Annotated in this window: 17 protein-coding genes; 11 read left to right on the top strand and 6 right to left on the bottom strand. The window is 67.3% G+C overall.

What is annotated here, in order from left to right; all coding sequences use genetic code 11:
* Positions 1-25 precede the first annotated feature (25 nt).
* Positions 26-2,812: a TonB-dependent receptor gene (locus COC42_RS11410; protein WP_245844058.1), complete on the bottom strand. Its 2,787-nt coding sequence runs from the start codon at positions 2,810-2,812 to the stop codon at positions 26-28.
* Positions 2,813-3,152: 340 nt separating this feature from the next.
* On the opposite strand from COC42_RS11410, the gene COC42_RS11405 reads away from it, so the two are divergent.
* The gene (locus COC42_RS11405) at positions 3,153-5,171 is read left to right on the top strand and encodes a tetratricopeptide repeat-containing sulfotransferase family protein (RefSeq protein WP_096343461.1); all 2,019 of its coding nucleotides are present in this window, start codon (positions 3,153-3,155) and stop codon (positions 5,169-5,171) included.
* Positions 5,172-5,183: 12 nt separating this feature from the next.
* Here the strand turns inward: COC42_RS11405 and COC42_RS11400 are convergent, their stop codons facing one another.
* Positions 5,184-5,609 carry an organic hydroperoxide resistance protein gene (locus COC42_RS11400; RefSeq protein WP_096343460.1) on the bottom strand — a complete coding sequence of 142 codons (426 nt, stop codon included), beginning with the start codon at positions 5,607-5,609 and terminating at the stop codon, positions 5,184-5,186.
* A gap of 105 nt (positions 5,610-5,714) precedes the next feature.
* On the opposite strand from COC42_RS11400, the gene COC42_RS11395 reads away from it, so the two are divergent.
* From COC42_RS11395 to COC42_RS11365, 7 genes are all read left to right on the top strand, one after another.
* Positions 5,715-6,167, top strand: a complete 453-nt coding sequence (locus COC42_RS11395) for a MarR family winged helix-turn-helix transcriptional regulator (protein ID WP_096343459.1) — start codon at positions 5,715-5,717, stop codon at positions 6,165-6,167.
* Positions 6,168-6,200: 33 nt separating this feature from the next.
* Positions 6,201-8,417, top strand: a complete 2,217-nt coding sequence (gene purL, locus COC42_RS11390; protein WP_096343458.1) for a phosphoribosylformylglycinamidine synthase subunit PurL — start codon at positions 6,201-6,203, stop codon at positions 8,415-8,417.
* 62 nt (positions 8,418-8,479) lie between these two features.
* Positions 8,480-9,646 (top strand): DUF418 domain-containing protein, encoded by a 1,167-nt coding sequence (locus COC42_RS11385; RefSeq protein WP_096343457.1) that lies wholly within the window; start codon positions 8,480-8,482, stop codon positions 9,644-9,646.
* A gap of 55 nt (positions 9,647-9,701) precedes the next feature.
* Complete coding sequence (locus COC42_RS11380) at positions 9,702-9,872, top strand: (2Fe-2S)-binding protein (RefSeq protein ID WP_096343456.1); 171 nt, start codon at positions 9,702-9,704, stop codon at positions 9,870-9,872.
* A 109-nt stretch (positions 9,873-9,981) separates the two neighbouring features.
* Positions 9,982-10,476 carry a bacterioferritin gene (gene bfr, locus COC42_RS11375; protein WP_096343455.1) on the top strand — a complete coding sequence of 165 codons (495 nt, stop codon included), beginning with the start codon at positions 9,982-9,984 and terminating at the stop codon, positions 10,474-10,476.
* Positions 10,477-10,733: 257 nt separating this feature from the next.
* Positions 10,734-12,056, top strand: coding sequence for an MFS transporter (locus tag COC42_RS11370; RefSeq protein WP_096343454.1), 1,323 nt, complete (start codon positions 10,734-10,736; stop codon positions 12,054-12,056).
* A gap of 56 nt (positions 12,057-12,112) precedes the next feature.
* Positions 12,113-12,595, top strand: coding sequence for a pyridoxamine 5'-phosphate oxidase family protein (locus tag COC42_RS11365; RefSeq protein ID WP_096343453.1), 483 nt, complete (start codon positions 12,113-12,115; stop codon positions 12,593-12,595).
* A gap of 20 nt (positions 12,596-12,615) precedes the next feature.
* Here the strand turns inward: COC42_RS11365 and COC42_RS11360 are convergent, their stop codons facing one another.
* The 3 genes from COC42_RS11360 to COC42_RS11350 form a co-directional block, all read right to left on the bottom strand.
* Positions 12,616-13,458: a formate/nitrite transporter family protein gene (locus COC42_RS11360; RefSeq protein WP_096344156.1), complete on the bottom strand. Its 843-nt coding sequence runs from the start codon at positions 13,456-13,458 to the stop codon at positions 12,616-12,618.
* The gene (locus COC42_RS11355; protein ID WP_096343452.1) at positions 13,455-14,687 is read right to left on the bottom strand and encodes a polyhydroxyalkanoate depolymerase; all 1,233 of its coding nucleotides are present in this window, start codon (positions 14,685-14,687) and stop codon (positions 13,455-13,457) included. Before COC42_RS11355 ends, COC42_RS11360 begins: the two co-directional genes overlap by 4 nt.
* A gap of 144 nt (positions 14,688-14,831) precedes the next feature.
* Complete coding sequence (locus COC42_RS11350; RefSeq protein WP_096343451.1) at positions 14,832-15,434, bottom strand: TetR/AcrR family transcriptional regulator; 603 nt, start codon at positions 15,432-15,434, stop codon at positions 14,832-14,834.
* A 112-nt stretch (positions 15,435-15,546) separates the two neighbouring features.
* Here COC42_RS11350 and COC42_RS11345 point away from each other — a divergent pair, with 112 nt between their 5' ends.
* The 3 genes from COC42_RS11345 to COC42_RS17460 all read left to right on the top strand — a co-directional run bounded on the left by COC42_RS11345 (position 15,547) and on the right by COC42_RS17460 (position 19,814).
* The gene (locus COC42_RS11345; RefSeq protein ID WP_096343450.1) at positions 15,547-17,955 is read left to right on the top strand and encodes a TonB-dependent receptor; all 2,409 of its coding nucleotides are present in this window, start codon (positions 15,547-15,549) and stop codon (positions 17,953-17,955) included.
* A gap of 105 nt (positions 17,956-18,060) precedes the next feature.
* The gene (locus COC42_RS11340; protein ID WP_096343449.1) at positions 18,061-19,353 is read left to right on the top strand and encodes a spinster family MFS transporter; all 1,293 of its coding nucleotides are present in this window, start codon (positions 18,061-18,063) and stop codon (positions 19,351-19,353) included.
* Positions 19,350-19,814 carry a hypothetical protein gene (locus COC42_RS17460; protein ID WP_141395838.1) on the top strand — a complete coding sequence of 155 codons (465 nt, stop codon included), beginning with the start codon at positions 19,350-19,352 and terminating at the stop codon, positions 19,812-19,814. Before COC42_RS11340 ends, COC42_RS17460 begins: the two co-directional genes overlap by 4 nt.
* Before the next feature lie 24 nt (positions 19,815-19,838).
* Here the strand turns inward: COC42_RS17460 and uvrB are convergent, their stop codons facing one another.
* Positions 19,839-22,025 (bottom strand): excinuclease ABC subunit UvrB, encoded by a 2,187-nt coding sequence (gene uvrB, locus COC42_RS11335; protein ID WP_096343448.1) that lies wholly within the window; start codon positions 22,023-22,025, stop codon positions 19,839-19,841.
* Positions 22,026-22,095: the final 70 nt, after the last annotated feature.

Genomic DNA, 22,095 nt, shown 5'->3' with positions numbered 1-22,095 from the left:
CGCATCGCCGCGCGCCCGTCACCCGCTATCCGAACTTGCGAGACATGCGGATGCCGAAGAACTGCGGCTTGATGACGAAGGTGCGCGACGATCCCGAGCAGAAATCGATCGAGCAGAAAGTGTTGCGCGTCAGCTCGCCGCGCCGGTCGAAGGCGTTCTGGATGAACAAGGTCGCGCTCCAGCGATCGTCCCTGATCCCGGCCGAAAAGTCGAAGCTGACGAAGCCCGAGGTGTTGCCGAGCAGCGCATTGTTGTCGACGTTCAGATCCTGCGTCGCGCCGGTTTGATAAAGGGCCGCGCCCTGAAGGAAGGCGTCCCAGCCGCCCATCCGCGTCTCGTACCGGACCGAGGTCGTTCCCTTGAAGCGCGGCTGTCGCGGCAGCCGGGTGCCGTCGGCGGCGGCGACCTGCGGCGTCGGCGGCGACGAGCCGGGCACGTCCTCGCCCAGCGTGCAGCTCGGAAGCTGCGAGATCGTCGAGGTCGCGCGGTCGAGCGCGAAGTTGCAGAAATTGCCCTTGAGCTTGCCGTCGTTGTACGCGCCCGAGGTCGAGAAGGTGACCTTCCCCAGCCTCAGGTCGGCGTCATACTCGAAGCCGCGCACCTCGGCATTGCCGGCATTGCCGGTCATGCCCGCGCCCTGTGCGCCCGATACCACGACGCCGTACTGGATGTTGTTCCACTTCTCGAGATAGACGGCGGCGTTGAGGCGGAAGATGCCGCCCCAAGTCGTCTTGATCCCGACTTCGTAGTTGGTCAGCGTCTCCGACTCGAACGGCGCCACGTCGACCTCGCCGAAATTGCGGATACGCAGCGGCCGGTTGAACCCGCCGGGACGAAAGCCCGTCGAGTAATTGGCATAGACCATCTTGTTGGCGCCGAACTGCCAGTCGAGCGCGATCTTGTGCGTCTCTCCCTCTTCCGAATAGCGGCCGGTCTGGTCGGCGGCGCGAAAGTTGGTGTTGAGGCATTGCAGCCGTTCGGCGGGCAGCGGCGTCGGGCAGCCGAAGGTGCCGGTCGGCACGTAGAGCGAGGTGACGGTGTTGGCCGCCGACGCCGCCACGCCCGCAAAGCCCACCACCGCATAGTCGGTCCAGAAATAGCGGATGCCGCCGGTGATCTTGAGCGTCGGGGTGATGTTGTAATGCCCCTCGGCGAAGATCGCGGTGTCGTTGTAGGTCTGGTTGTTCTCGACGACGTAGAAGCCGTCGTCCTTCACCGCCTGGGTGCCGAGGATCATCGTGCCGAGCGGATTGCCGTTCGGATTGATGACGTTCTCGGTATCGAAGAAGGGATTGCCCTCCTCGTCATAGCCGATGCCGTAGAGCGCGGGCACGCCGATCAGGCCGCCGGGCACGTCACCGCCGCCGGTCTGGGTGTAACCGGTGATCCGGTCGAGGCCGCGGATCGCGTAATAGGCGTTGTTCTCGTTCATCTGGCGCTGGTAGAAACCGCCCAGCGTCACATCGAACGGCCAGTCCTTTGGCGTCGAGAGGCGCAGTTCCTGGGTGAACTTCCGCTCGCGATTGTCGGCGTGGTAATATTGCGTCGGGTTGATGAGCGAGCATTGCTGGTTCGCCCCGCTGCCACGGCAATTGTCGAAGAACTGGAGATAGCTTTCATACCCCGCGCCGAAGCCGTCATAGGTGACGGTGTAGTAGCTATAGTCGTTGAGCGTCTTGGTGCGCCGGGTGAAATAGCCGGTGGCCGACACGATGTCCCAGTCGCCGATATGGCCGTGGATGCTCAGCTGCGCCTGCAGCCAGCGATCGTCGTTGCGCGTCTGGTCGTAATCGTGGACCTCAAGGTCGCCGACACGCGGGTCGTAGCCGAAATAGCCGCGGGCGATCTGGCGCTGCGCGGTGACCGCGGGCTTGATCTCCCAGCCCTCGACCGGCTCCCACAGCACCTGTAGCCGGCCGCCATATTCGTCGATCGAGTTATAGTCGTCGCGCGCGATGGCCGCGTTGCTGACCGCGAACGACGTCGCCGGATTGTTGTCGCCGAGGTTGTAGACCGCGGGTCGCGGATCGCTGAACAGGCCGTTCCGGCCGTTGGTGAACAGTCCCCTGTTGTCGACATTGTCGATGTAGCCGCCGTCACGCAGATTATAGGCCATGACGCGCATCGCCATCGTGCTCGTCAGCGGCAGGTTGAGATAGCCTTCGATCTGGCTGCCGAACCCGCCCTTGCCGTATTTGTTGACCTCGGCATCGACGCTGCCCTCGAGCACGCCGAGCTTGGGCGCGTTGGTGATGAAGCGGATCGTGCCGGCAAGCGATCCGGCGCCGTAGAGCGTCCCCTGCGGCCCCGACAGCGCCTCGATCCGTTCGAAGTCGTAGACATGTATGTCGGGCACCTCGGTGCCGGTGATCGGAATGTCGTCGAGATAATAGCCGACCGAGGCATAGGCACCGCCCGCCGGCACGATGCCGCGGAAGAAGGCGGTGTTGCGCCCCGGCCCGATGCCCGCGAACGAAACCGAGGGAAGGAGCGCGGCGAAGTCGGTCAGGCTGCTGACCTGGCGCTGCTCGAGCTTCTCGGCGCCGAGCGCCTGCATCGAGATCGGCACCTTCTGCACCGATTCGGAGCGACGGGCGGCGGTGACGACGATCTCGCCGAGGCCGGCGTCCTCCTCCTGCGGCGGTGCGGGCGTCGCCTCGGCCGTATCCGCAGGCCCGGTGGCGGCAAGCTGGATCGCGGGCGGTGTGTCCTGGGCGCGGGCGGTGCCCGCCGCCGCGACCGGCGTCAGAAAAGTGGTGGCCCCCAGCATCACCATGCGGCCGACCCGGCGCGCTCCCACGGCACGATCCATGCGCTTTCCCCCCTTTGTCTCCCCGTCCTCTCCCATCTCCGCCGCATCGCGCGCGGCGCCTGTCGTTGGTTGCCAGTCGGTTCGGCAGGACACAGCCCGTCGCGCGGCGACATGGCCGCGTCGGCATGATCATGGTACGAACAGATACCCGGCTCGGGTGGGACGCCGCGCTCGGCTTGCCCCGTTCACCCGACTGCGAGGCCCAGATAAGCGGCTCGCTGGCTCGGGCGGTCAAGTACGTCAAATGACGTAGTGCCGCGCCCGCGGGTGCATCGCACCGAAGATGGGAGGGTCGACGGGCGTCCGACGGCGCACCCGCGCCCCTTTTCGAAGGGTCAGGATGGACGCAGCAGCCCCGACGACTCGCATTTCGCTCGACGACGCGCTCGCGCGGGTCGCTGCGCTGCTCGATCACGACCCCGCGCTCGCGCTGGCGCGCGCCGAAGCGATCGCAGCGCAGTTGCCCGGCCTCCCCGCCGCCGAACTGCTCGCCTGCCGGGCGCTGCGGCGAGTCGGGCGAGCTTCCGACGCCGCGCGGCGGCTCTCGTCACTCGCACGTTCGCGCGCGGTCGTGCCCGCCATTTGGTGGGAACTCGCGCAGGCGGCGGGCGAAACGGGCGATCGCGCGGCGGCGATCGAGGCGCTCGAACGCCTCACGCGGCAACAGCCCGAGGTCGCCGACGGCTGGTTCCTGCTCGCCCGCCATCTGCGCGATGCCGGTCGCGCGGATGCGGCATGGCGCGCCGACCTGTCGGGCGTCCACGCCGCGTCGCACGACCCCGAGCTTCTCGATGCGGCGCTGGCGATGAACGAGGGTCGGCTGGACGACGCCGCTCAGGCCGTCGCGGCGCGATCCGAGGAGGATCCTGTCGCATTACGGCTGCGCGGCGAGATCGCGTGGCGGCAGGGCGACATGGCCACAGCGCTCGACCGGGTCGCGCGCGCCGTGGCGCTCGCCCCCGGCTTCGACCTGGCGCGCGAGTTCCTGATCCGCCTTCTCCTCCAGGCGAACCGCCCGGCCGAGGCGCTGGACCATGCCGAGACGCTCGGCCGATCGCCGATCGCCAACCCGGGCTATGCGCTGCTCAAGGCGTCGGTGCTCGTCCGGCTGGGCGAGCAGGAAGCGGCGGGTGAGATCTACGAACGGCTGCTCGCGCAAGCGCCCGATCAGCCGCAGGTCTGGCAGAATCTCGGCCACGTCCTGAAGACCACAGGGCAGCAGGCGCGCGCGATCGGTGCCTATCGCGAGGCGGTGTCGCGCCAGCCGACGCTGGGCGAAGCGTGGTGGAGCCTCGCCAACCTCAAGACCGTCCGCCTCGACGCCGCCGACATCGCCGCGATGAGAGAGGCGCTGGCCGCGCTCGAGGCCTCTTCCGACGACCGCCGGGAGGACGTGTTCCACCTCCATTTCGCGCTGGGCAAGGCGCATGAGGATATCGGCGACGATGCCGCCGCCTTTCGCCACTATGACGCGGGCAACCGGCTGCGGCGGACGATGATCGTCCATGATGCCCAAGGTTTTTCCGCGGACGCGGCGGCGGCCGCGGCGACCTTTACTGCCCCCTTCCTCGCGAACGCGGGCGAGGGCGGCTGCCCGGCGGCCGACCCCATCTTCATCGTCGGCATGCCGCGCGCGGGCTCGACCCTTATCGAGCAGATCCTGTCGAGCCACAGCCGCGTCGAAGGGACGATGGAGTTGCCCGAGCTGATGATGATCGCCGCGCGGCTACAGTCGCGGGTGGACGAGGGCGAGTTCCCGGACTTCGCCGCGATGGCCGCCTCGCTTACCCTCGCCGATCGGCGGCGGCTGGGCGAGGAATATCTCGATCGCACCCGCATCTACCGCAAGAGCGACAAACCGCGCTTCGTCGACAAGATGCCGAACAACTGGCAGCATGTCGGCCTCATCCGGCTGATCCTGCCAAATGCCGGGATCGTCGATGCGCGCCGCCATCCGCTCGGTTGCTGCTTCTCGGCCTGGAAGCAGCATTTCGCGCGCGGCCAGACCTTCTCCTATGACCTCGCCGAGGTCGGGCGCTACTACCGCGACTATGTGACGCTGATGGCGGACTTCGACGCCGCCGCACCGGGCGCGGTCCACCGCGTCATCTATGAGCGGATGGTCGCCGATACCGAGGGCGAGGTCGCCCGCCTGCTCGCCGCGCTCGACCTGCCGTTCGAGGCGGCGTGCCTGTCCTTCTGGCAGAATGACCGCGCAGTGCGCACCGCCAGTTCGGAACAGGTGCGCCGGCCGATCTTTGCCGGGGGCGTCGATCACTGGCGGCGGTTCGAACCGTGGCTCGGCCCGCTGGTCGAGGCGCTCGGCCCCGTCCTTCCCGCCTATCCCGACGCCCCCTGACCGCGCGCGCCGTCAGGCGATGGTCAGCCCCACCTCGACATTGCCGCGCGTGGCGTTCGAATAGGGGCAGGTCTGGTGCGCGAGCGCCACCAGCCGCTCGGCATCCTGGCGGTCAAGGCCGGGCAGGTCGACGCGTAGGTCGGCAGTGATGCCGAAGCCCCCTTCGGACCGCGGACCGATGCCGACCGTCGCCGTCACGCTGACGTCGGCGGGCACCTTGAGCTTGAGCTGCTGCCCCGCGACCTTGAGCGCTCCGATGAAGCAGGCCGAATAGCCCGCGGCGAACAGCTGCTCGGGATTGGTCCCCTCGCCGCCCGCACCGCCGAGTTCCCTGGGCGTTGACAGTGCGACGGCGAGCTTGCCGTCGTCGGACCTGGCATTGCCGTCACGACCGCCGGTCGCGGTGGCCTGGGTAGTGTATTTGACATCGACGGTCATGATCGTGCTCCTTCTCGCTAAACTCGTTATCGCGATAATGAACTACGCCGGACACGTCCAGCAAAATCATTATCGCGATATCATATTTTCTGCTAAGCCCTGGCAATGGCAGCCGCACTCCCTCTCGACGACCAGCTCTGCTTCGCGCTCTACTCGGCATCGATGGCCGTGAGCCGCGCGTACAAGCCGATGCTCGACGAACTCGGGCTCACCTATCCGCAATATCTGGTCCTGCATGCGCTTTGGGAGGCGGACGGGCGCACGATCGGTGCGATCGCCGAGCGGCTGGCGCTCGAATCGAGCACGATCACGCCGCTCGTGAAGCGGCTGGAGGCGGCGGGATTCGTCGTGCGCGAGCGCAGCGCCGCGGACGAGCGGCGCGTCGAGGTGCGGCTCACCCCGCGCGGCCGCGACATGCGCGAGGCGTGCGGCTGCCTTGCCGAGGCGCTGGTCGCGCGTGCGGGGATGCCGCCGGAGACGCTGGCGGCGCTCAACCGCGAGGTCCGGCAGTTGCGCGACGCGCTAGGAGTCGATCATCACCACAGCGTGCGGGGATGACGAGGCGCGTGCGCGTCGCTAGAGGCTGCGCATATGACCGCGATCACGCCCGAAACCGTCGCCGAGCACGGCCTTTCCCCCGAGGAATATGAGCGCGTCCTGAAGGCGCTCGGCCGCGAGCCCAACCTGACCGAACTCGGCATCTTCTCGGTCATGTGGTCCGAGCATTGCAGCTACAAATCGAGCCGCATCCATCTGAAGAAGCTGCCGACCGAGGCGCCCTGGGTCATCTGCGGTCCCGGCGAGAATGCCGGCGTCATCGACATCGGAGACAATCAGGCGGCGATCTTCAAGATGGAGTCGCACAACCACCCTTCGTACATCGAGCCCTATCAGGGCGCGGCGACGGGCGTGGGCGGCATCCTGCGCGACGTGTTCACGATGGGCGCGCGCCCGGTCGCGAACATGAATGCGCTGCGCTTCGGCCGGCCCGAGCATCCGAAGATGCGCCACCTGATCGCCGGCGTCGTCCACGGCATCGGCGGCTATGGCAATTGCGTCGGCGTGCCGACGGTGGGGGGCGAGGTCAATTTCCACCCCGCCTATGACGGCAACATCCTCGTCAACGCGATGACAGTGGGCGTCGCGCAGCAGGACAAGATCTTCTATTCGGCCGCCGCGGGCATCGGCAATCCGGTGGTCTATGTCGGCTCGAAGACCGGCCGCGACGGCATCCACGGCGCGACGATGGCGAGCGCCGACTTCGACGAGAAGTCGGACGAGAAGCGCCCGACCGTGCAGGTCGGCGACCCCTTTACCGAGAAGCTGCTGATCGAGGCGTGCCTCGAACTCATGGCCTCCGACGCGATCGTCGCGATCCAGGACATGGGCGCCGCGGGCCTGACCAGCTCGTCGGTCGAGATGGCGTCGAAGGGCGGCGTCGGCATCGAGCTTGTCATGGACAACGTGCCGCAGCGCGAGACGGGGATGACCCCGTACGAGATGATGCTGTCCGAAAGCCAGGAGCGGATGCTGATGGTCCTCAAGCCCGGCCGCGAGGCCGAGGCGGAGGCGATCTTCCGCAAGTGGGAACTCGACTTTGCCGTCATCGGCACCGTCACCGATACCGGCCGCATGGTGCTCAAGTGGCAGGGCGAGACCGTCGCGGACATTCCGCTCGCCCCGCTCGCCGACGAAGCGCCGCTCTACGACCGCCCGCACGTCCCTACCCCGCCCCCCGCCGAACTGACGGATGCGCCCGAAAGCGCGGACGTGGCCGCCGACCTCCTTAAGTTGATGGGCACCCCCGACCTCGCCAGCCGGCGGTGGATCTGGGAGCAGTACGACCACATGGTCGGCGCCGACACGGTACAGCGCCCCGGCGGCGATGCCGCAGTGGTGCGCGTCCACGGAACCGAGAAGGCGCTGGCGATCACCACCGACTGCACGCCCCGCTATTGCTTTGCCGATCCCGTAGAGGGCGGGAAACAGGCGGTGGCCGAGGCGTGGCGCAACCTCACCTGCGTGGGCGCCACGCCGCTCGCCATCACCAACTGCCTCAACTTCGCCAACCCGCAGCGGCCTGAGATCATGGGCCAGATCGTCGGCTGTCTCGAGGGGATGGGCGAGGCGTGCCACGCATTGGACTTCCCGATCGTCAGCGGCAACGTCTCCCTCTATAACGAATCGAAGGCGACCGGCGGCGGCTCCGCCATCCTCCCCACCCCCGCGATCGGCGGGGTCGGGCTGATGCCCGACTGGCAGAAGTCGGTCGGAATCGGCTTCCGCCGCACCGGCGACGCGATCATGCTGGTGGGCGAGCGCGGCGGCCATCTCGGTCAGTCGCTGTGGCTGCGCGAGCTGCACGGACGCGAGGACGGTCCGCCCCCGCCTGTCGACCTCACGGCCGAGCGCCGCACCGGCGACTTCATCCGCGACCAGATCCAGAAGGGCGCGATCCGCGCCTGTCACGACGTCGCCGACGGCGGCATGGCGGTCGCGGTTGCCGAGATGGCGCTGGCGAGCGGCATCGGCGCGCTGGTCGATTCGGTGCAGCCGTTCGGCCTTGCCGAAAGCTTCTTCGGCGAGGATCAGGGCCTCTACGTCGTCACCGTCTGCGACCAGTGCCTCGCCGACTTCATGGCCGATGCCGAACGCGCCGACGTTCCCGCCGACCTGCTCGGCCGCACGATCAAGGACCGGCTGGTGTTCGAGACCGAGCAGGGCGATTTCACCGTCTCGCTTGCCGACCTCCGCGCCGCGCACGAGGGCTTCTTCCCGAAGCTGATGCAGGGCGAGGTCGCCGCCTGACGACCGCGCCCGCTGCATCCGCGCGCTTCCTCGGCCTCGACGTCGCGCGCGGGGGCGCGGTGATGGGCATCCTGTTGCTCAACATCGTGTCGTTCGCGATGCCGGGCGATGCCTATATCAACCCGCTGGCGTGGGGATCGGGCCGTCCGGTCGACCTCGCCGCGTGGGGTGTCAACCAGCTGCTGTTCGAAGGGCGGATGCGCGGCCTTCTCGCGCTTCTGTTCGGGGCGGGCGTGCTGCTCGGCGCGGCGCGGGCCGAGCGGCGGCTGCGGTGGCATTATGCGCGGATGGCGGTGCTGGCGCTGTTCGGGCTGGGCCACGGCTATCTTCTCTGGAACGGCGATATCCTCCTCCACTACGCAATCCTCGGCTGTCTCCTGCCGGTGGCATGGGACTGGTCGGCGGGGCGGCTGGTCCGTGCGGCGATCGTCGTTCTGACGCTCCAGACGCTGCTGCTGAGCTTGCAGTTCGGCGCCGCCTTCGTCTTTCGCGCCGCCGCCGAAGCGCCCGGTGCGTCCGAAAGCCTCGTCGCCGGCTATCGCGCGATGATCGCCAGCTTTCCGCAGCCGGGGAGCGCGACCGTCGCGGCGGACCTTGCCGCCTATCGCGGCGAGTGGCCCGACATCCTCGACTATCACTGGAATGTCCGCGGCGACGCGCCGCTTCGGCTGCTCCAGTTTGCGGGCGGCGAGACGCTGGGCTATATGCTGCTCGGCATGGGGCTTGCCCGGAGCGGCATGCTGACCGGCCAGGTGTCAGGGCGTGCGCTCGGGCGGATGATGGCCTGGGGTTACGGCATCGGCTTGCCTGCACTGGCGGGGCTGACCGCATGGGCCGCCGCCACGCGGTTCGACCCGATTGTGCTAATGGGCAATTTCCTCGCCTGGTCGATCCCCTTCCGCGTCGCCACCGCGCTGGCCCATCTGGCGCTGGTCCTGTGGCTCGCCCGGCGGTTTGCCGCTTCGACGATCGTACAGCGTATCGCCTCGGTAGGGCGAATGGCATTCACCAACTATCTGGCGACCAGCCTCGTCATGACCACCCTCTTCTACGGCTATGGCGGCGCGCTGTTCGGGCGGATCGGGCGCGCCGAGCTCTATTTCTTCGTCGCGGCGATGTGGGCGGCGATGCTGATCGCCTCACCCTGGTGGCTGGCGCGCTACGGCACCGGTCCGCTCGAGCGGCTGTGGCGGGCGCTGAGCGGAAGAATTGCGAACGCGACGCAATAGGGCTTGCGCGGGGCGGGGCCGGTAGTTAGAACGACTCGCAATAGCGAGGAAGCCGATGGTCGTCTGCGTCTGCAATGCCCTGCGTGAGCGTGAAGTCCGCGAAGCCGCACGTGGCGGTGCCATGAGCGCGTGCCAGGCCTATCGCGCGCTCGGCTGTCAGGCGAAATGCGGCCAGTGCGTTCCGTTCGCGCGAGCCATTATCGATGCCGAACGCGCTGCTGCCTGACATTCGCAACTGCGGAAAACCGCAGTTTTCGGCCATTTTCCGGGTATCGTTTCGGCCCGATTGCGCGTAGTCTGGCGACCTGTTTCCATCAGGTGAGAAAGCCGCGCGCATGAAGGGCGACCCCAAGGTCATCGAGTTCCTTAACACGGCGCTCAAGAACGAGCTGACCGCGATCAACCAGTATTGGCTGCACTATCGCCTGCTCGACCATTGGGGCGTGTACAAGCTCGCCCAGTTCGAGCGGAAGGAATCGATCGAGGAGATGGAGCACGCCGACTGGCTGGCGGAGCGCATCCTGTTCCTCGACGGCCTGCCCAATTTCCAGCTGCTCGGCCGCCTGCGCATCGGCGAGACGGTGGAAGAGGTGCTGAAGGGCGACCTCGCGCTCGAGGAAGAGGCGATCCCTCTGCTGCGCGACGCGATCGAGCATTGCGAGAAGGTGCGAGACTATGTCAGCCGCGACCTTTTCCGCCGCATTCTCGACAGCGAGGAGGAGCACCTCGACACGCTCGAGCGCCAGTTCGACATGATCGCGCGGATGGGCATCCAGAACTACGTCCAGCTCAACTCGCAGTCGGAGGCCGACGCCAAGCGCGAGGATTGAGGGGGGATAACCTCCTTTCGTCACCCCGGACCTGATCCGGGGTGACGATGCTTCAAGCGCTCCGATCCGTCGCAGCGCTCAAGGCAGGCCGGCCGCCTTCGAATAGCGCCACGCCCGTTCCAAAGGCCCATTGAACATCGCGTGCGCTAAGCGCGTTCGCACGCCATCAACGTTCAAGGTCCGCCGCCATCCTTCAGCCCATCGATAGCGCAAACCCCGACACGCGCCCGACCGACGCCGCGTCCGACGGCCTCCCCATGCCGCGCCGCGCCGTGGCGATCGCCGCGATCTCGTTCGGGACCGCACTCTTCGTCATCGACGGCGCCATCGCCAATGTCGCGCTGCCGACGATCGCGCGCGACACCGGCGTGGGTGAAGGATCGGTGGTGGCGGTGGTGACGCTCTATCAACTGGTGCTGGTGATGGGCCTGCTCCCCTTTGCCAATCTCGGCGACCGGTTGGGCCATCGCCGGCTCTACCAGATCGGACAGGTGATCTTCCTGATCGCCTCGGCCGCCAGCCTGCTCGTCACCGGCTTCGCCTCGCTGCTGCTGGTGCGCGTGGGGCAGGCGCTGGGAGCGGGGATGGCGCTCAGCGTGTCGGCGGCGATGCTGCGGTCCATCTATCCGTCGAAAAGCCTGGGCTCGGGCCTCGGCATCAACAGCGTGATCGTGGCGTCCGCCAATGCACTCGCCCCGACGCTCGGGGGGTTCATCGTCGGCCATGCCGACTGGCGCTGGGTGTTCTGCGCCGCCGCGCCCTTCGCACTCCTCTCGATCCTGCTCGGCCGCGCGCTGCCCGAGCCGAAGCCCGTGCCCGGCCATTTCGACTGGGCAGGCGGCCTGTGGAGCGCGGCCACGATCGGCGCGATCATCGGCGGGATCGAGCTGGCGGCGCACGGCGCGGGCCTGCGCATCCCCGGCGCGGCGCTGATCCTGGGCGGCATCGGCTCGGCCGTACTGCTTGTCCGGCGCGAGCGAGCGCGGACACGGCCGGTGCTGCCCGTGGACCTGCTCGGCCGGCCGATCATCGGCCTGTCGGTGCTCGGCGCGATCAGCGGCTTTCTCGCCTCGGCCTCGCTGATCGTGCTCCTTCCCTTCCGCTTCGAACAGGGCATGGGCTATCCGCCCGAGGAGGTCGGGTTGCTGATCCTGCCCGTCCCGCTGACGCTGCTGGTCGTCGCGCCGCTGGCAGGCTGGCTGTCGGATCGGGTCAAGCCGTCGCTGCTCGGCATCGCCGGCTGCCTCGTCTCGATCACCGGCTTCGCGCTGATCGCGACGATGCCCGCGGACCTTAGCTGGCCGCACATCGCCTGGCGGCTGTCGCTCACCGCCTGTGGCTTCGGCCTGTTCTTCGCGCCCAATTCGCGGCTCATCATCGGCAGCGCGCCGCGCGACCGGGCGGCGGCGGCGGGCGGCCTGCTCTCGACCGGCCGGCTGCTCGGACAGACGCTGGGCGCCTCGACCGTCGGCGTGATGCTGGCACTCGGCCTCGGCCTCGGGCCGGTGCCGCTGATCGTCGCGGCATGCTTTTCGGCTCTCGCGCTCCTGTGCAGCGCACTGCGGCTAAAGGCCGTGTGACGCAACCCACCGGCCGGCCGGCCGTTATCCGGGCAACCCAACATGGAGTGAGCCCGATGCAGGTCGATCAGCAGCACGATACCGAGATTCGCGAAGACATGTGGAAGGCGATGGCCAAGAGCCCGTTCGTCATGATCGGCCTGGTCGGCAGCCACGACCATTCGGAGCCGATGACCGCGCAGCTCGATCCCGACGCCAACAGCGAGTTCTGGTTCTACTGCAACAAGGACAACCGCATCGCCAAGGGCGGCGAGGCGATGGCGCAGTTCGTCTCCAAGGGCCACGACCTGTTCGCCTGCATCCACGGCACCCTGACCGAGGAGACGCGGCCCGAGATCTTCGACAAATACTGGTCGAACCAGGTCGAGGCGTGGTTCGAGGGCGGCAAGAACGACCCCAACGTCATGATGCTGCGCTTCGACCTCAAGGACGCCGAAATCTGGGAGGGCGACCAGTCGCTGTCGGGCAAGTTCAAGATGCTGACCGGCCAGACGATCAAGCCCAGTGAAGCGGGCAGCCACGCCGAAGTGGCGCTTTGACAAGGCGCGGCGGCGGCGGTTCAGCCCCTGCCGCCGCCCTCCATCTCCTCCTTGACCTGGCCATGCGCGATCAGCGCAAACAGGCCGCTGCCGCCGATCACGTTGCCGAGAAAGGCGGGCAGCAGGAAGCCGAAGGCCACCCAGTCTAGACCCGCGCGGCCCGACAGCCACAGCAGCCACGCCTCGGCCGACCCGACCACGACATGCGCGAACCCGCCCGCCGACACGAGCCAGGTGATCGCAACCACCACCCACAGGCTGCTCTCGCGCGCATTGGGCAACACCCAGGCGAGGCTGGCGATCAGGAACCCCGCCGGGATACCGAGCACCAAAGTGCGGCCAAAGCTGTTCTCCATCAGGTGCGACGAGAATTCGAGCGCGCCGTCCAGCGTCTCGGCATCGACGATCCACCCTTGCGCGATCATCGCCGCGACGATCAGCGTGCCAGCGAGGTTCCCGGCAAGGACGATGCCCCACAGCCGCACCAGCCGCCGGACGTTGATGAGCCGCGGCTCGGCGATGACGGGCAGCACCGCCGTCATCGTTGCCTCTGTGAAGAGCTGGAGGTTGCCGAGGACGACGATGACGAAGCCGATGGTATAGCCGAGCGCCGCGACCAGTTCGGTCCAGCGCGCGTCGGGGAGCCCCGCCCGCAGCGTCGCCACCGCGATCAGCGACGCGCAGACGCCGATGCCGGCTGCAAGGGCCGAAAAGAACAGCCCGCTCGCCGGGCGCGCCAGTTCATCGGCACCCGCCTTTCGAATGACTTCATAGACGACGATCGCCGAGCCGACCTTGCGCTCGGCGACGGCCTCGCGTTCGTCCGCTTCGAGATGGGCCGGCGCGAGCTCGTCGCCGCTCATGCGGCGTGGGCCGCCATCCATTCCTCGACGACGGGGGCGATGCGCGTGCGCCACTTGGACCCGTTGAAGATGCCGTAATGGCCGACGCCCTCGGCCAGCAGATAGCGCTTGTGGGCCTCGGGCAGGTTGGTCGCGATCGTCAGCGCCGCCTTGGTCTGACCGATGCCCGAGATGTCGTCGCGCTCCCCCTCGATCGCCAAAATGCCGACATCGGTGATCGCGCCGGCATCCACGACTCGCCCGCGGTGCGTCAGCGTGCCGGTCGGCAGCGCGTGGCGCTGAAACACGACGTCGATCGTCTGAAGGTAGAACTCCGCCGTCATGTCGCAGACCGAGCGATACTCCTCGTAGAAGCGCATCGTCGCGTCGGCGCTCTCGTCATCGCCCTGTACCAGATGCTTGAACAGCTCCCAGTGCGAGACAAGATGGCTGCCGAGGTTCATCGTCATGAACCCGGCGAGCTGAAGGAAGCCCGGATAGACGCGGCGGCCGGCGCCCGGATAGAGCATCGGCACCGTCGCGATGACGTTCTGGGCGAACCAGGCATGCGGCCGCTCGGTCGCGAGCGTGTTGACCGCGGTCGGCGCCTCGCGCGTGTCGATCGGCCCGCCCATCATGGTGAGCGTGCGCGGGCGATTGGGGTGCCTGTCCGCGCTCATCAGCGCGACTGCGGCATAACAGGGGACCGAGGGCTGGCAGACCGCGAGCATGTGCGCGCGCGCCTCGCCCGTCTCGCCGATCAGCGCACACCAGTCGATCACATAATCAATATAGTCGTCGAGGTCGAAGCGACCGTCGCTCAGCGGCACCAGCTTCGCATCGTGCCAGTCGGTGATGTAGACGTCGGCGACCGGCAGCATCCGCTCGACCGTGCCGCGCAGCAGCGTGGCATAATGGCCCGACATCGGCGCGACGATCAGCAGCTTCGGCCCGCCCTCGACGCCCTCGCGCACGAAATGCTTGAGCTGGCCGAACGGCTTGCGCCCGACGATCTCCTCGCGCACCGCCACCTCCCGGCCGTTCACCGTGGTGGCGGTAAGGCCGAAGGCTGGCTTGCCGCGCGGCGCGGCGGCATGGGCGAACACCTCGAGCGCCGAGGCGAGCACCGGGCCGCCGCCGAAATAGGAAAAGGGGTTTGCCGGATTGTTGAGCAGCCCCGCGCCGAAATTGGCGAGCGCACTGGCCCCGGCCAGCATGGAGCGCTGCATCTCATAGGCGTCGTAGAGCATTCGGTTTCCTTCCTCACCCCTGCCGCACGCGGCGGAAAGGGTTGGTCGATATAGCGTTCGGCAGGGTCATACCGCAACGCCGCGACGACAATAAGCCCGTGACCCTTTGGTTCGGGTTGCACGACTCCCGGCGCGCCAATTCGTTCAGCGCGGGGCGAGACCGTGACGCAGGAAGTCGGCCATCTCCGCCGCGATCGCCTCTGCCGGGCGGTCCTCTTCCCACACGCCGAAGCGCAGGCCGAGGAACACGTTCATCCCCATGATCGCCCAGGCATGGGCCGCGCCCACGTCCGCGCGCACCTCGCCGCGGGCGGCGGCAGCGCGCAGGCGCGCCTCAATGCGTTCGGCGGTGGTCGCATAATGCGCGCGAAAGCTCTCGGCATCGACGAACTCGGCCTCGTCGATGATGCGGTAGATCTCCTTGTGCGCGCGTACGAAGTCGATGAAGTGGCTGAGCCCTGCCTGCTCGGCAGCGATGCCGTCGGGCGCCGCGCGGATCGCGGGCGCCACATGGTCGCGCACCTGCGCCGACATGTCGCGCACCAGCGCGCGGAACACCGCGTCCTTCGAATCGAAATAGGTATAAAAACTGCCGAGCGCGACGCCCGCGCGCCGCGTGATCCCGCTGATCGACCCCTCGTGAAATCCCTTTTCACCGAACTCGGCCGCGGCGGCGTCGAGGATCGCGCGCAGCGTCCGCCGCCCCCGTTCGGTCCGCGGCGCCTTGCCTTCGCTGGCGACCTCCATTTCGGCTCCCCATATTCCCAAGTTGAAACCCGGTTCAGGTTTCAGTATAGCGAAAGCCAATCACGCACAACCTGCATGAAAGCGGGGTGCATCACGGGAGGGGATAGGCCCAATGGCTCGCCTGAACACGCGCTTCGTCCGGTTTCTGACGCTTACCGCGGCCCCCGCCGCGCTTCTCGCACTGCCCGCCCATGCGCAGGACGTGCCCGCCGAACCCGAGGCGCAAGCCGCCGGGGCCGACCCCGCTTCGGCTGCGCTGGGCGACCAGGATATCGTCGTCACCGCGCAGCGCCGCTCCGAATCGCTGCTGCGCGTGCCGATCTCCGTGACCGCATATTCGGGCGAGGCGCTTGAGGCCCAGGGCGCGATCGACCTGTCCGACATCGGCGACACGACGCCCAACGTGACGCTCGAGCCGTCGCGCGGCACCAACTCGACGCTCACCGCCTTCATCCGCGGCGTGGGGCAGCAGGACCCGGTGCCCGGCTTTGAAAGCGGCGTCGGCCTGTACCTCGACGACGTGTATCTCAACCGGCCGCAGGCAGCGCTGCTCGACATCTACGACGTCGAGCGGATCGAGGTGCTGCGCGGGCCACAGGGCACCCTCTACGGCCGCAACACGATCGGCGGCGCGATCAAGTACGTGACCCGCCGCCTGCCGGACGACTTCTCGGTCAATGCGCGCGCCACCTATGGCAGCTATGACCAGGCCGACGGCGTGCTCAGCATCTCGGCGCCACTGACCGACGGCATCCGCGTGGGCGTCGCGGGCGCGCGCCTGTCGCGCGGCGGGTTCGGCGAGAACCGGACGCTCGGGATCGAGAACTACAACAAGGACGTATGGGCAGCCCGCGGCACGATCGAGTTCGAGACGCCCGACAGTCGGTTGTTCGTCCGCATCTCGGGCGACTATACCCACGACAAGTCGAACGCCCGCAACGGACACCGGCTGCTGCCCGGCCTCCAGTCGGGCGCGCCGGTGCTCGACGACGTGTTCGACACGCGCGCCGGCCTCGCCTTTCCCGCCAACGATATCGAGGCGGGCGGTCTGGCGATGAACATCAGCGCCGAAATCACGACCGGCCTCACCCTCCGCAGCATCAGCGCGTGGCGCAAGGACCGCAGCCTGACACCGATCGACTTCGACGCGCTGCCTGCGGCCGATGTCGACGTGCCCGCAGTCTATCGCAACGAGCAGCTGAGCCAGGAATTCCAGCTCGCTTACGAAAGCGACCGGCTGAAGGGACTGGTCGGCTTCTACTATCTCGATGCGCGCGCCTCGACCCGATTCGACGTGATCCTCGCCACCACCGGCCCCGCGCTCGGCCTGCCGGTGTCGGCGGGCTTCGGCCAGCAGACGGCGGGCGACGTGCGAACCGACACCTGGTCGGGCTTCGCCGACTTCACCTTCGACGTGACCGACTGGCTCGCGCTGACCGGCGGCATCCGATATACCAGCGACACCCGCAGATCGACGATCTTCAAGGCCAACCGCCTCGGCGGCGCCGACCCGCAGTTCGGCGGCAACGGCGTCAATCTCGGCGCGCCGATCACCAATTTTACCGGGGAGGCGACGTTCGACCGATGGACGCCGCGCGCCGTGGTGACGATCACGCCGAGCGACGACTTCCTTGCGTACGCCTCCTATTCCAGGGGTTTCAAGGGCGGCGGCTTCGACCCGCGCGGCTCGGCCAATATCGCGCCCAACAACAACGGGGTGCCGGGCATCCAGTATGACGACATCTACGACTTTTTCCTGTTCGATCCCGAAGAGGTCGACAGCTATGAAGTGGGCGTCAAGGGTTCGCTGTTCGACCGCGCCTTTACCTATGCGGTGACGGGCTTCTGGGCCGACTACAAGGACGTGCAGGTGCCCGGCTCGGTCGGCGTCGATGCCAATGGCGACGGCGTGTTCGAAGGGTTCGCCGGTGTCACCACCAACGCCGCCGCGGCGACGCTGAAGGGCGTCGAGGCCGAGCTGTTCGCTCGCCTGCTGCGCGATTTCGCCGGTGCGGGCAGCCAGGTCACGCTGTCGGGCACGCTCGGCTATATCGACGCCAGGTATGACAGCTTCATCGGCCCGGCGGGGAACGAGGTCGCCAACTTCCGCCGCATCCAGAACACGCCCGATTGGACGCTCTCGGGGACACTGGGCACGATCCTGCCGCTGGGGCCGGGCGAGCTCAACGCCTCGACCACGGTCAGCTATCGCAGCGACACGACCCAGTTCGAGGTCCCCAATCCCTTCCTCGACCAGCCGGGCTATGCCCTTTGGGACGCCAGCATCAACTATCGCTTCGGCCCCGACCAGCGCTACTCGATCGGCCTGCACGGCAAGAATCTGACTGACGAGCGCTACATCACCTCGGGCTATCTGTTCGCGGTGTCGAACCCGCAGACGGGCCTGCCGATCATCACGCCCGCGGGCGGCATCACCCCGTCGCTGGGGCGCGAGGGCGTGGCAACCGCCTTCTACGGCAATCCGCGCCAGTTCTACGTGACGCTCGGCCTCAAGTTCTAAAAGGGGGAATGGGCGGGTGGCCTCAGCTTCCCGCCCATCTTGTCTCAAGACGCTTGGCATCGCGCGCCGATCGCGTAAGCTCGGGCAAACATTCGAGGATCGGGTATGGCAAGCAGCGCGGATGCACGTGGCCGGTTGACCGAAGTGACGCCTCGCTATCGCGCGCTCGTCCTGGCGATGCTGCTCGTCGTCTACACCTTCAATTTCCTCGACCGCCAGATCCTCGGCATCCTCGTCCAACCGATCAAGGCCGAGCTCGGCCTTACCGACACGCAACTGGGCGCACTCGGCGGCATCGCCTTTGCGATGCTCTACTCGACCCTCGCCATCCCGCTCGCGCTGATCGCCGACCGGACGAGCCGCAGCTGGGTTATCACCATCTCCCTCGGCGTGTGGAGCGCGTTCACCGCCTTGTGCGGCCTCGCCACCAGTTTCTGGCAGCTGTTCGCCTTCCGCATCGGCGTCGGCGTCGGCGAGGCGGGGGGCGTGGCGCCCTCCTACGCGATGATCTCGGACTATTTCCCGCAGAACCAGCGGGCCAAGGCGCTCGCCATCTATTCGCTCGGCATCCCGATCGGGCTGGCGGGCGGGTCGATCCTGGGCGGCTTCATCGCCGCGACGGTCGACTGGCGGACGGCGTTCATCGCCGTCGGCGTGGCCGGCGTGGTCCTCGCGCCGATCTTCCGCCTGATCGTCCGCGAGCCCGCGCGCGGAATGAGCGACCCGGTGCCGCCTCCGGCTGAGCGCGTACCCATCGCCCGCGTCTTCGCGATCCTCGCGAGCAAGCCCAGCTTCTGGTTGATGGGCTTCGCCGCCGGGTTCAGCTCGATGTGTGGCTATGGCCTCGCCTACTGGATGCCCTCGGTCCTGATCCGAAGCTTCGGGTTCGAGTTGTTCGATGCCGCGCTCTATATGGGGTCGGTGCTGCTGGTGGGCGGCAGCGCGGGGGTGCTGCTCGGCGGCGTGCTCGCCGACAAGCTCGGCGGGCGTGACAAGGGCGCTTATGCCAAGCTGCCGATGATCGCCTGGCTCATCACCGTGCCGCTGTTCGCCGGCGGGCTGCTGGCCAGTGGATCGCCGGTACTGGCCTGGCTCCTGTTCCTCATTCCCAACGGGTTCAACATCCTGTGGCTGGGGCCGGTGACGACCGCAGTGCAGGGCCTCGTCCCGCCGCCGATGCGCGCAACGGCGAGCGCGTCGTTCCTGCTCATCAACAACCTTGTCGGGCTGGGGCTCGGCTCCTGGATCATGGGCGCGATGGCTGATTCGATGAAGGCCAGCCTTGGCGACGATGCCCTGCGCTGGGCGGCAATCGCGGCTTTGGGGTTCTATTTGGTCGCAGCGGGGCTGATGGCGCTGGCGATCAAGCCGCTGCGGCGGGATTGGTGGGCGGCATGAGCCTGGAAGCCGCATCAAAGTTCTCGATAGCCGTTGCTGTCGCGGTCGCGGCCTTGTTCGTCACCCACAGCGCCAACGCTCAAGATCCACGCTTCGTGCAGCTAACGGGTGATCAAATCCGCCAGGAACTGAGCGGTATGCATGTCAGCTATGATCCTCCCGGCTGGGCCGACCTGCTTGCCGGTGAGGCATATCGGCCAGACGGAACATGGCGCGGCTCCGTCGCATCGGTCGGAACCGTAATCTACAGTGGGCGATGGTTCGTCGAGAACAGCCAGCTGTGCCTCCTTGCCGCTTCGGTTCACCGAAAACTGCCGTCGCGGCCAGAGCGCTTCTGCCGCAAGATTTGGCGACATCGAGCGACCAACACGTTGTGGATGCGCCATCTGACAGATCGCCAGCCGGAGATGGAATTTGGCATGCAGCGGCTCGAGCGGCAGCCGATTGTGCCAGCTCAATAGCCGAAGTTTGACCTCAGCCGGTAATCACCGCTTCCCCGTCCACCGCCGCTGCGTCTTCCCGAACCGGTCCTTGCGCGTGCCCGGCTTGCCCTCGTTCGAGCGCCCCATGATCGGCGCCTTCTTCTCATGGTCGGGTAGCCCGAGCTCCTCGGCTTCCAGCGAGCGGATCTCGTCGCGCAGCCGGCCGGCTTCCTCGAACTCGAGGTCGGCAGCGGCCTTGCGCATCTTCTTCTCGAGCTCCTCGATGTACGCGCGCAGATTGTGGCCGACCATGTGCGGGCGATCGTCGCCGATCTCGACCGTGACCTGATCCTTCTGCGACACGTGCGCGATGATATCGCCGATGTTGCGCTTGATCGTCTGCGGGGTGATGCCGTGCTCGGCGTTATACGCCTGCTGCTTCTCGCGGCGGCGGCCGGTTTCGTTGAGCGCGCGCTCCATCGAGCCCGTGATGCGGTCGGCATAGAGGATCACGCGCCCGTCGACGTTGCGCGCCGCGCGGCCGATCGTCTGGATGAGCGACGTCTCCGACCGCAGGAACCCCTCCTTGTCGGCATCGAGGATCGCGACCAGCCCGCATTCGGGAATGTCGAGCCCCTCGCGCAGCAGGTTGATGCCGATCAGCACGTCGTACACGCCCATGCGCAGGTCGCGGATCAGCTCGATGCGCTCCAGCGTCTCGACGTCGGAGTGCATGTAGCGGACCTTGATGCCCGCCTCGTGCATATATTCGGTCAGGTCCTCGGCCATCCGCTTGGTGAGCGTGGTGACGAGCGTGCGGTATCCGGCCTCGGTCGTCTTGCGCGCCTCGACGATCAGATCCTGCACCTGCTCCTCGACGGGCTTGATCTCGACCGGGGGGTCGATCAGGCCGGTCGGGCGGATCACCTGCTCGACGAAGACGCCGCCGGTCTGCTCCATCTCCCACCCGCCCGGCGTCGCCGAGACGCAGACGGTCTGCGGCCGCATCGCGTCCCATTCGTTGAAGCGCAGCGGCCGGTTATCGATGCACGACGGCAGGCGAAAGCCGTATTCGGCAAGCGTGATCTTTCGCCGGTGGTCGCCGCGCGCCATCGCGCTGATCTGGCCGATCGTCTGGTGGCTCTCGTCGACGAACAGCAGCGCATTCTCGGGGAGATATTCGAACAAGGTCGGCGGCGGCTCGCCCGGTAGCCGGCCGGTCAGGAAGCGGCTGTAATTCTCGATCCCTGCGCAAGAGCCGGTAGCCGCGATCATCTCGAGGTCGAAGTTGGTCCGCTGCTCCAGCCGCTGCGCCTCGAGCAGCCGCCCTTCCGCCTGCAATTCCTTCAGCCGCTCCTCCAGCTCGTGCCGGATCGCGTGCGTGGCCTGCTTCATCGTCGGGCCGGGCGTCACATAGTGGCTGTTGGCGTAGATGCGGATCGAGTTGAGATTGGCGACCTTCTGTCCGGTCAGCGGATCGAACTCGGTGATCTCCTCGATCTCGTCGCCGAAGAAGCTGATCCGCCAGGCGCTGTCCTCATAGTGCGAGGGGAAGAGTTCGAGGCTGTCGCCCCGCACGCGGAACGCGCCGCGCTGGAACGCGGCGTCGTTGCGCTTGTATTGAAGCGCGACGAGCTTTCTGATGATCTCGCGCTGGTCGTGCGTCTCGCCCTTTTTGAGATCAAAGATCATCGCCGAATAGGTTTCGACCGAACCGATGCCGTAGAGGCAGCTGACCGACGCGACGATCAGCACGTCGTCGCGTTCGAGCAGCGACCGGGTGGCCGAGTGGCGCATCCGGTCGATCGCCTCGTTGATCGAGCTTTCCTTCTCGATGTACGTGTCCGACCGCGGCACATAGGCCTCTGGCTGGTAATAGTCGTAATAGCTGACGAAATACTCGACCGCGTTCTCGGGAAAGAACGACTTGAATTCGCCATAGAGCTGCGCGGCGAGGATCTTGTTGGGGGCAAGGATCAGCGCCGGGCGCTGCACCGCCTCGATCACCTTGGCCATGGTGAAGGTCTTGCCCGAGCCGGTGACGCCCAGCAGCACCTGGTCCCGCTCCCCGGCTTCGGCCGCCTCGACCAGTTCCTTGATCGCGGTCGGCTGGTCGCCCGAGGGTTGGTAATCGCTGACGAGCTTGAACCGCTTGCCCCCTTCCGCCTTGGGTGGGCGCTGCGGGCGATGGGGGACGAAGCTCTGCCCGGTCTCGGGCTCGGCCAGGCTGGTGCGGATCTGGATCGCCATGCCGCGAATATGCGAACGAAAGGGGGACGGGGCAATGGCTGGACAGCCGGACGATCGGGCAAAACTGGCG

Source organism: Sphingomonas spermidinifaciens, assembly GCF_002351485.1.
Taxonomy (GTDB): Bacteria; Pseudomonadota; Alphaproteobacteria; order Sphingomonadales; family Sphingomonadaceae; genus Sphingomonas; species Sphingomonas spermidinifaciens.
The sequence above is the reverse complement of the archived record's forward strand: the minus strand, read 5'-3'. Positions and strand labels throughout refer to the sequence as shown.

Coding starts and splice junctions, on each gene's coding strand:
- COC42_RS11380 (WP_096343456.1), top strand. CDS start 9,702: ATGGTCGTCTGCGTCTGCAATGCCCTGCGTGAGCGTGAAGTCCGCGAA.
- bfr (WP_096343455.1), top strand. CDS start 9,982: ATGAAGGGCGACCCCAAGGTCATCGAGTTCCTTAACACGGCGCTCAAG.
- COC42_RS11405 (WP_096343461.1), top strand. CDS start 3,153: ATGGACGCAGCAGCCCCGACGACTCGCATTTCGCTCGACGACGCGCTC.
- COC42_RS17460 (WP_141395838.1), top strand. CDS start 19,350: ATGAGCCTGGAAGCCGCATCAAAGTTCTCGATAGCCGTTGCTGTCGCG.
- COC42_RS11395 (WP_096343459.1), top strand. CDS start 5,715: ATGGCAGCCGCACTCCCTCTCGACGACCAGCTCTGCTTCGCGCTCTAC.
- COC42_RS11385 (WP_096343457.1), top strand. CDS start 8,480: ATGGGCATCCTGTTGCTCAACATCGTGTCGTTCGCGATGCCGGGCGAT.
- COC42_RS11340 (WP_096343449.1), top strand. CDS start 18,061: ATGGCAAGCAGCGCGGATGCACGTGGCCGGTTGACCGAAGTGACGCCT.
- COC42_RS11400 (WP_096343460.1), bottom strand. CDS start 5,609: ATGACCGTCGATGTCAAATACACTACCCAGGCCACCGCGACCGGCGGT.
- COC42_RS11365 (WP_096343453.1), top strand. CDS start 12,113: ATGCAGGTCGATCAGCAGCACGATACCGAGATTCGCGAAGACATGTGG.
- COC42_RS11355 (WP_096343452.1), bottom strand. CDS start 14,687: ATGCTCTACGACGCCTATGAGATGCAGCGCTCCATGCTGGCCGGGGCC.
- COC42_RS11350 (WP_096343451.1), bottom strand. CDS start 15,434: ATGGAGGTCGCCAGCGAAGGCAAGGCGCCGCGGACCGAACGGGGGCGG.
- COC42_RS11345 (WP_096343450.1), top strand. CDS start 15,547: ATGGCTCGCCTGAACACGCGCTTCGTCCGGTTTCTGACGCTTACCGCG.
- purL (WP_096343458.1), top strand. CDS start 6,201: ATGACCGCGATCACGCCCGAAACCGTCGCCGAGCACGGCCTTTCCCCC.
- COC42_RS11410 (WP_245844058.1), bottom strand. CDS start 2,812: ATGGATCGTGCCGTGGGAGCGCGCCGGGTCGGCCGCATGGTGATGCTG.
- COC42_RS11370 (WP_096343454.1), top strand. CDS start 10,734: ATGCCGCGCCGCGCCGTGGCGATCGCCGCGATCTCGTTCGGGACCGCA.
- uvrB (WP_096343448.1), bottom strand. CDS start 22,025: ATGGCGATCCAGATCCGCACCAGCCTGGCCGAGCCCGAGACCGGGCAG.
- COC42_RS11360 (WP_096344156.1), bottom strand. CDS start 13,458: ATGAGCGGCGACGAGCTCGCGCCGGCCCATCTCGAAGCGGACGAACGC.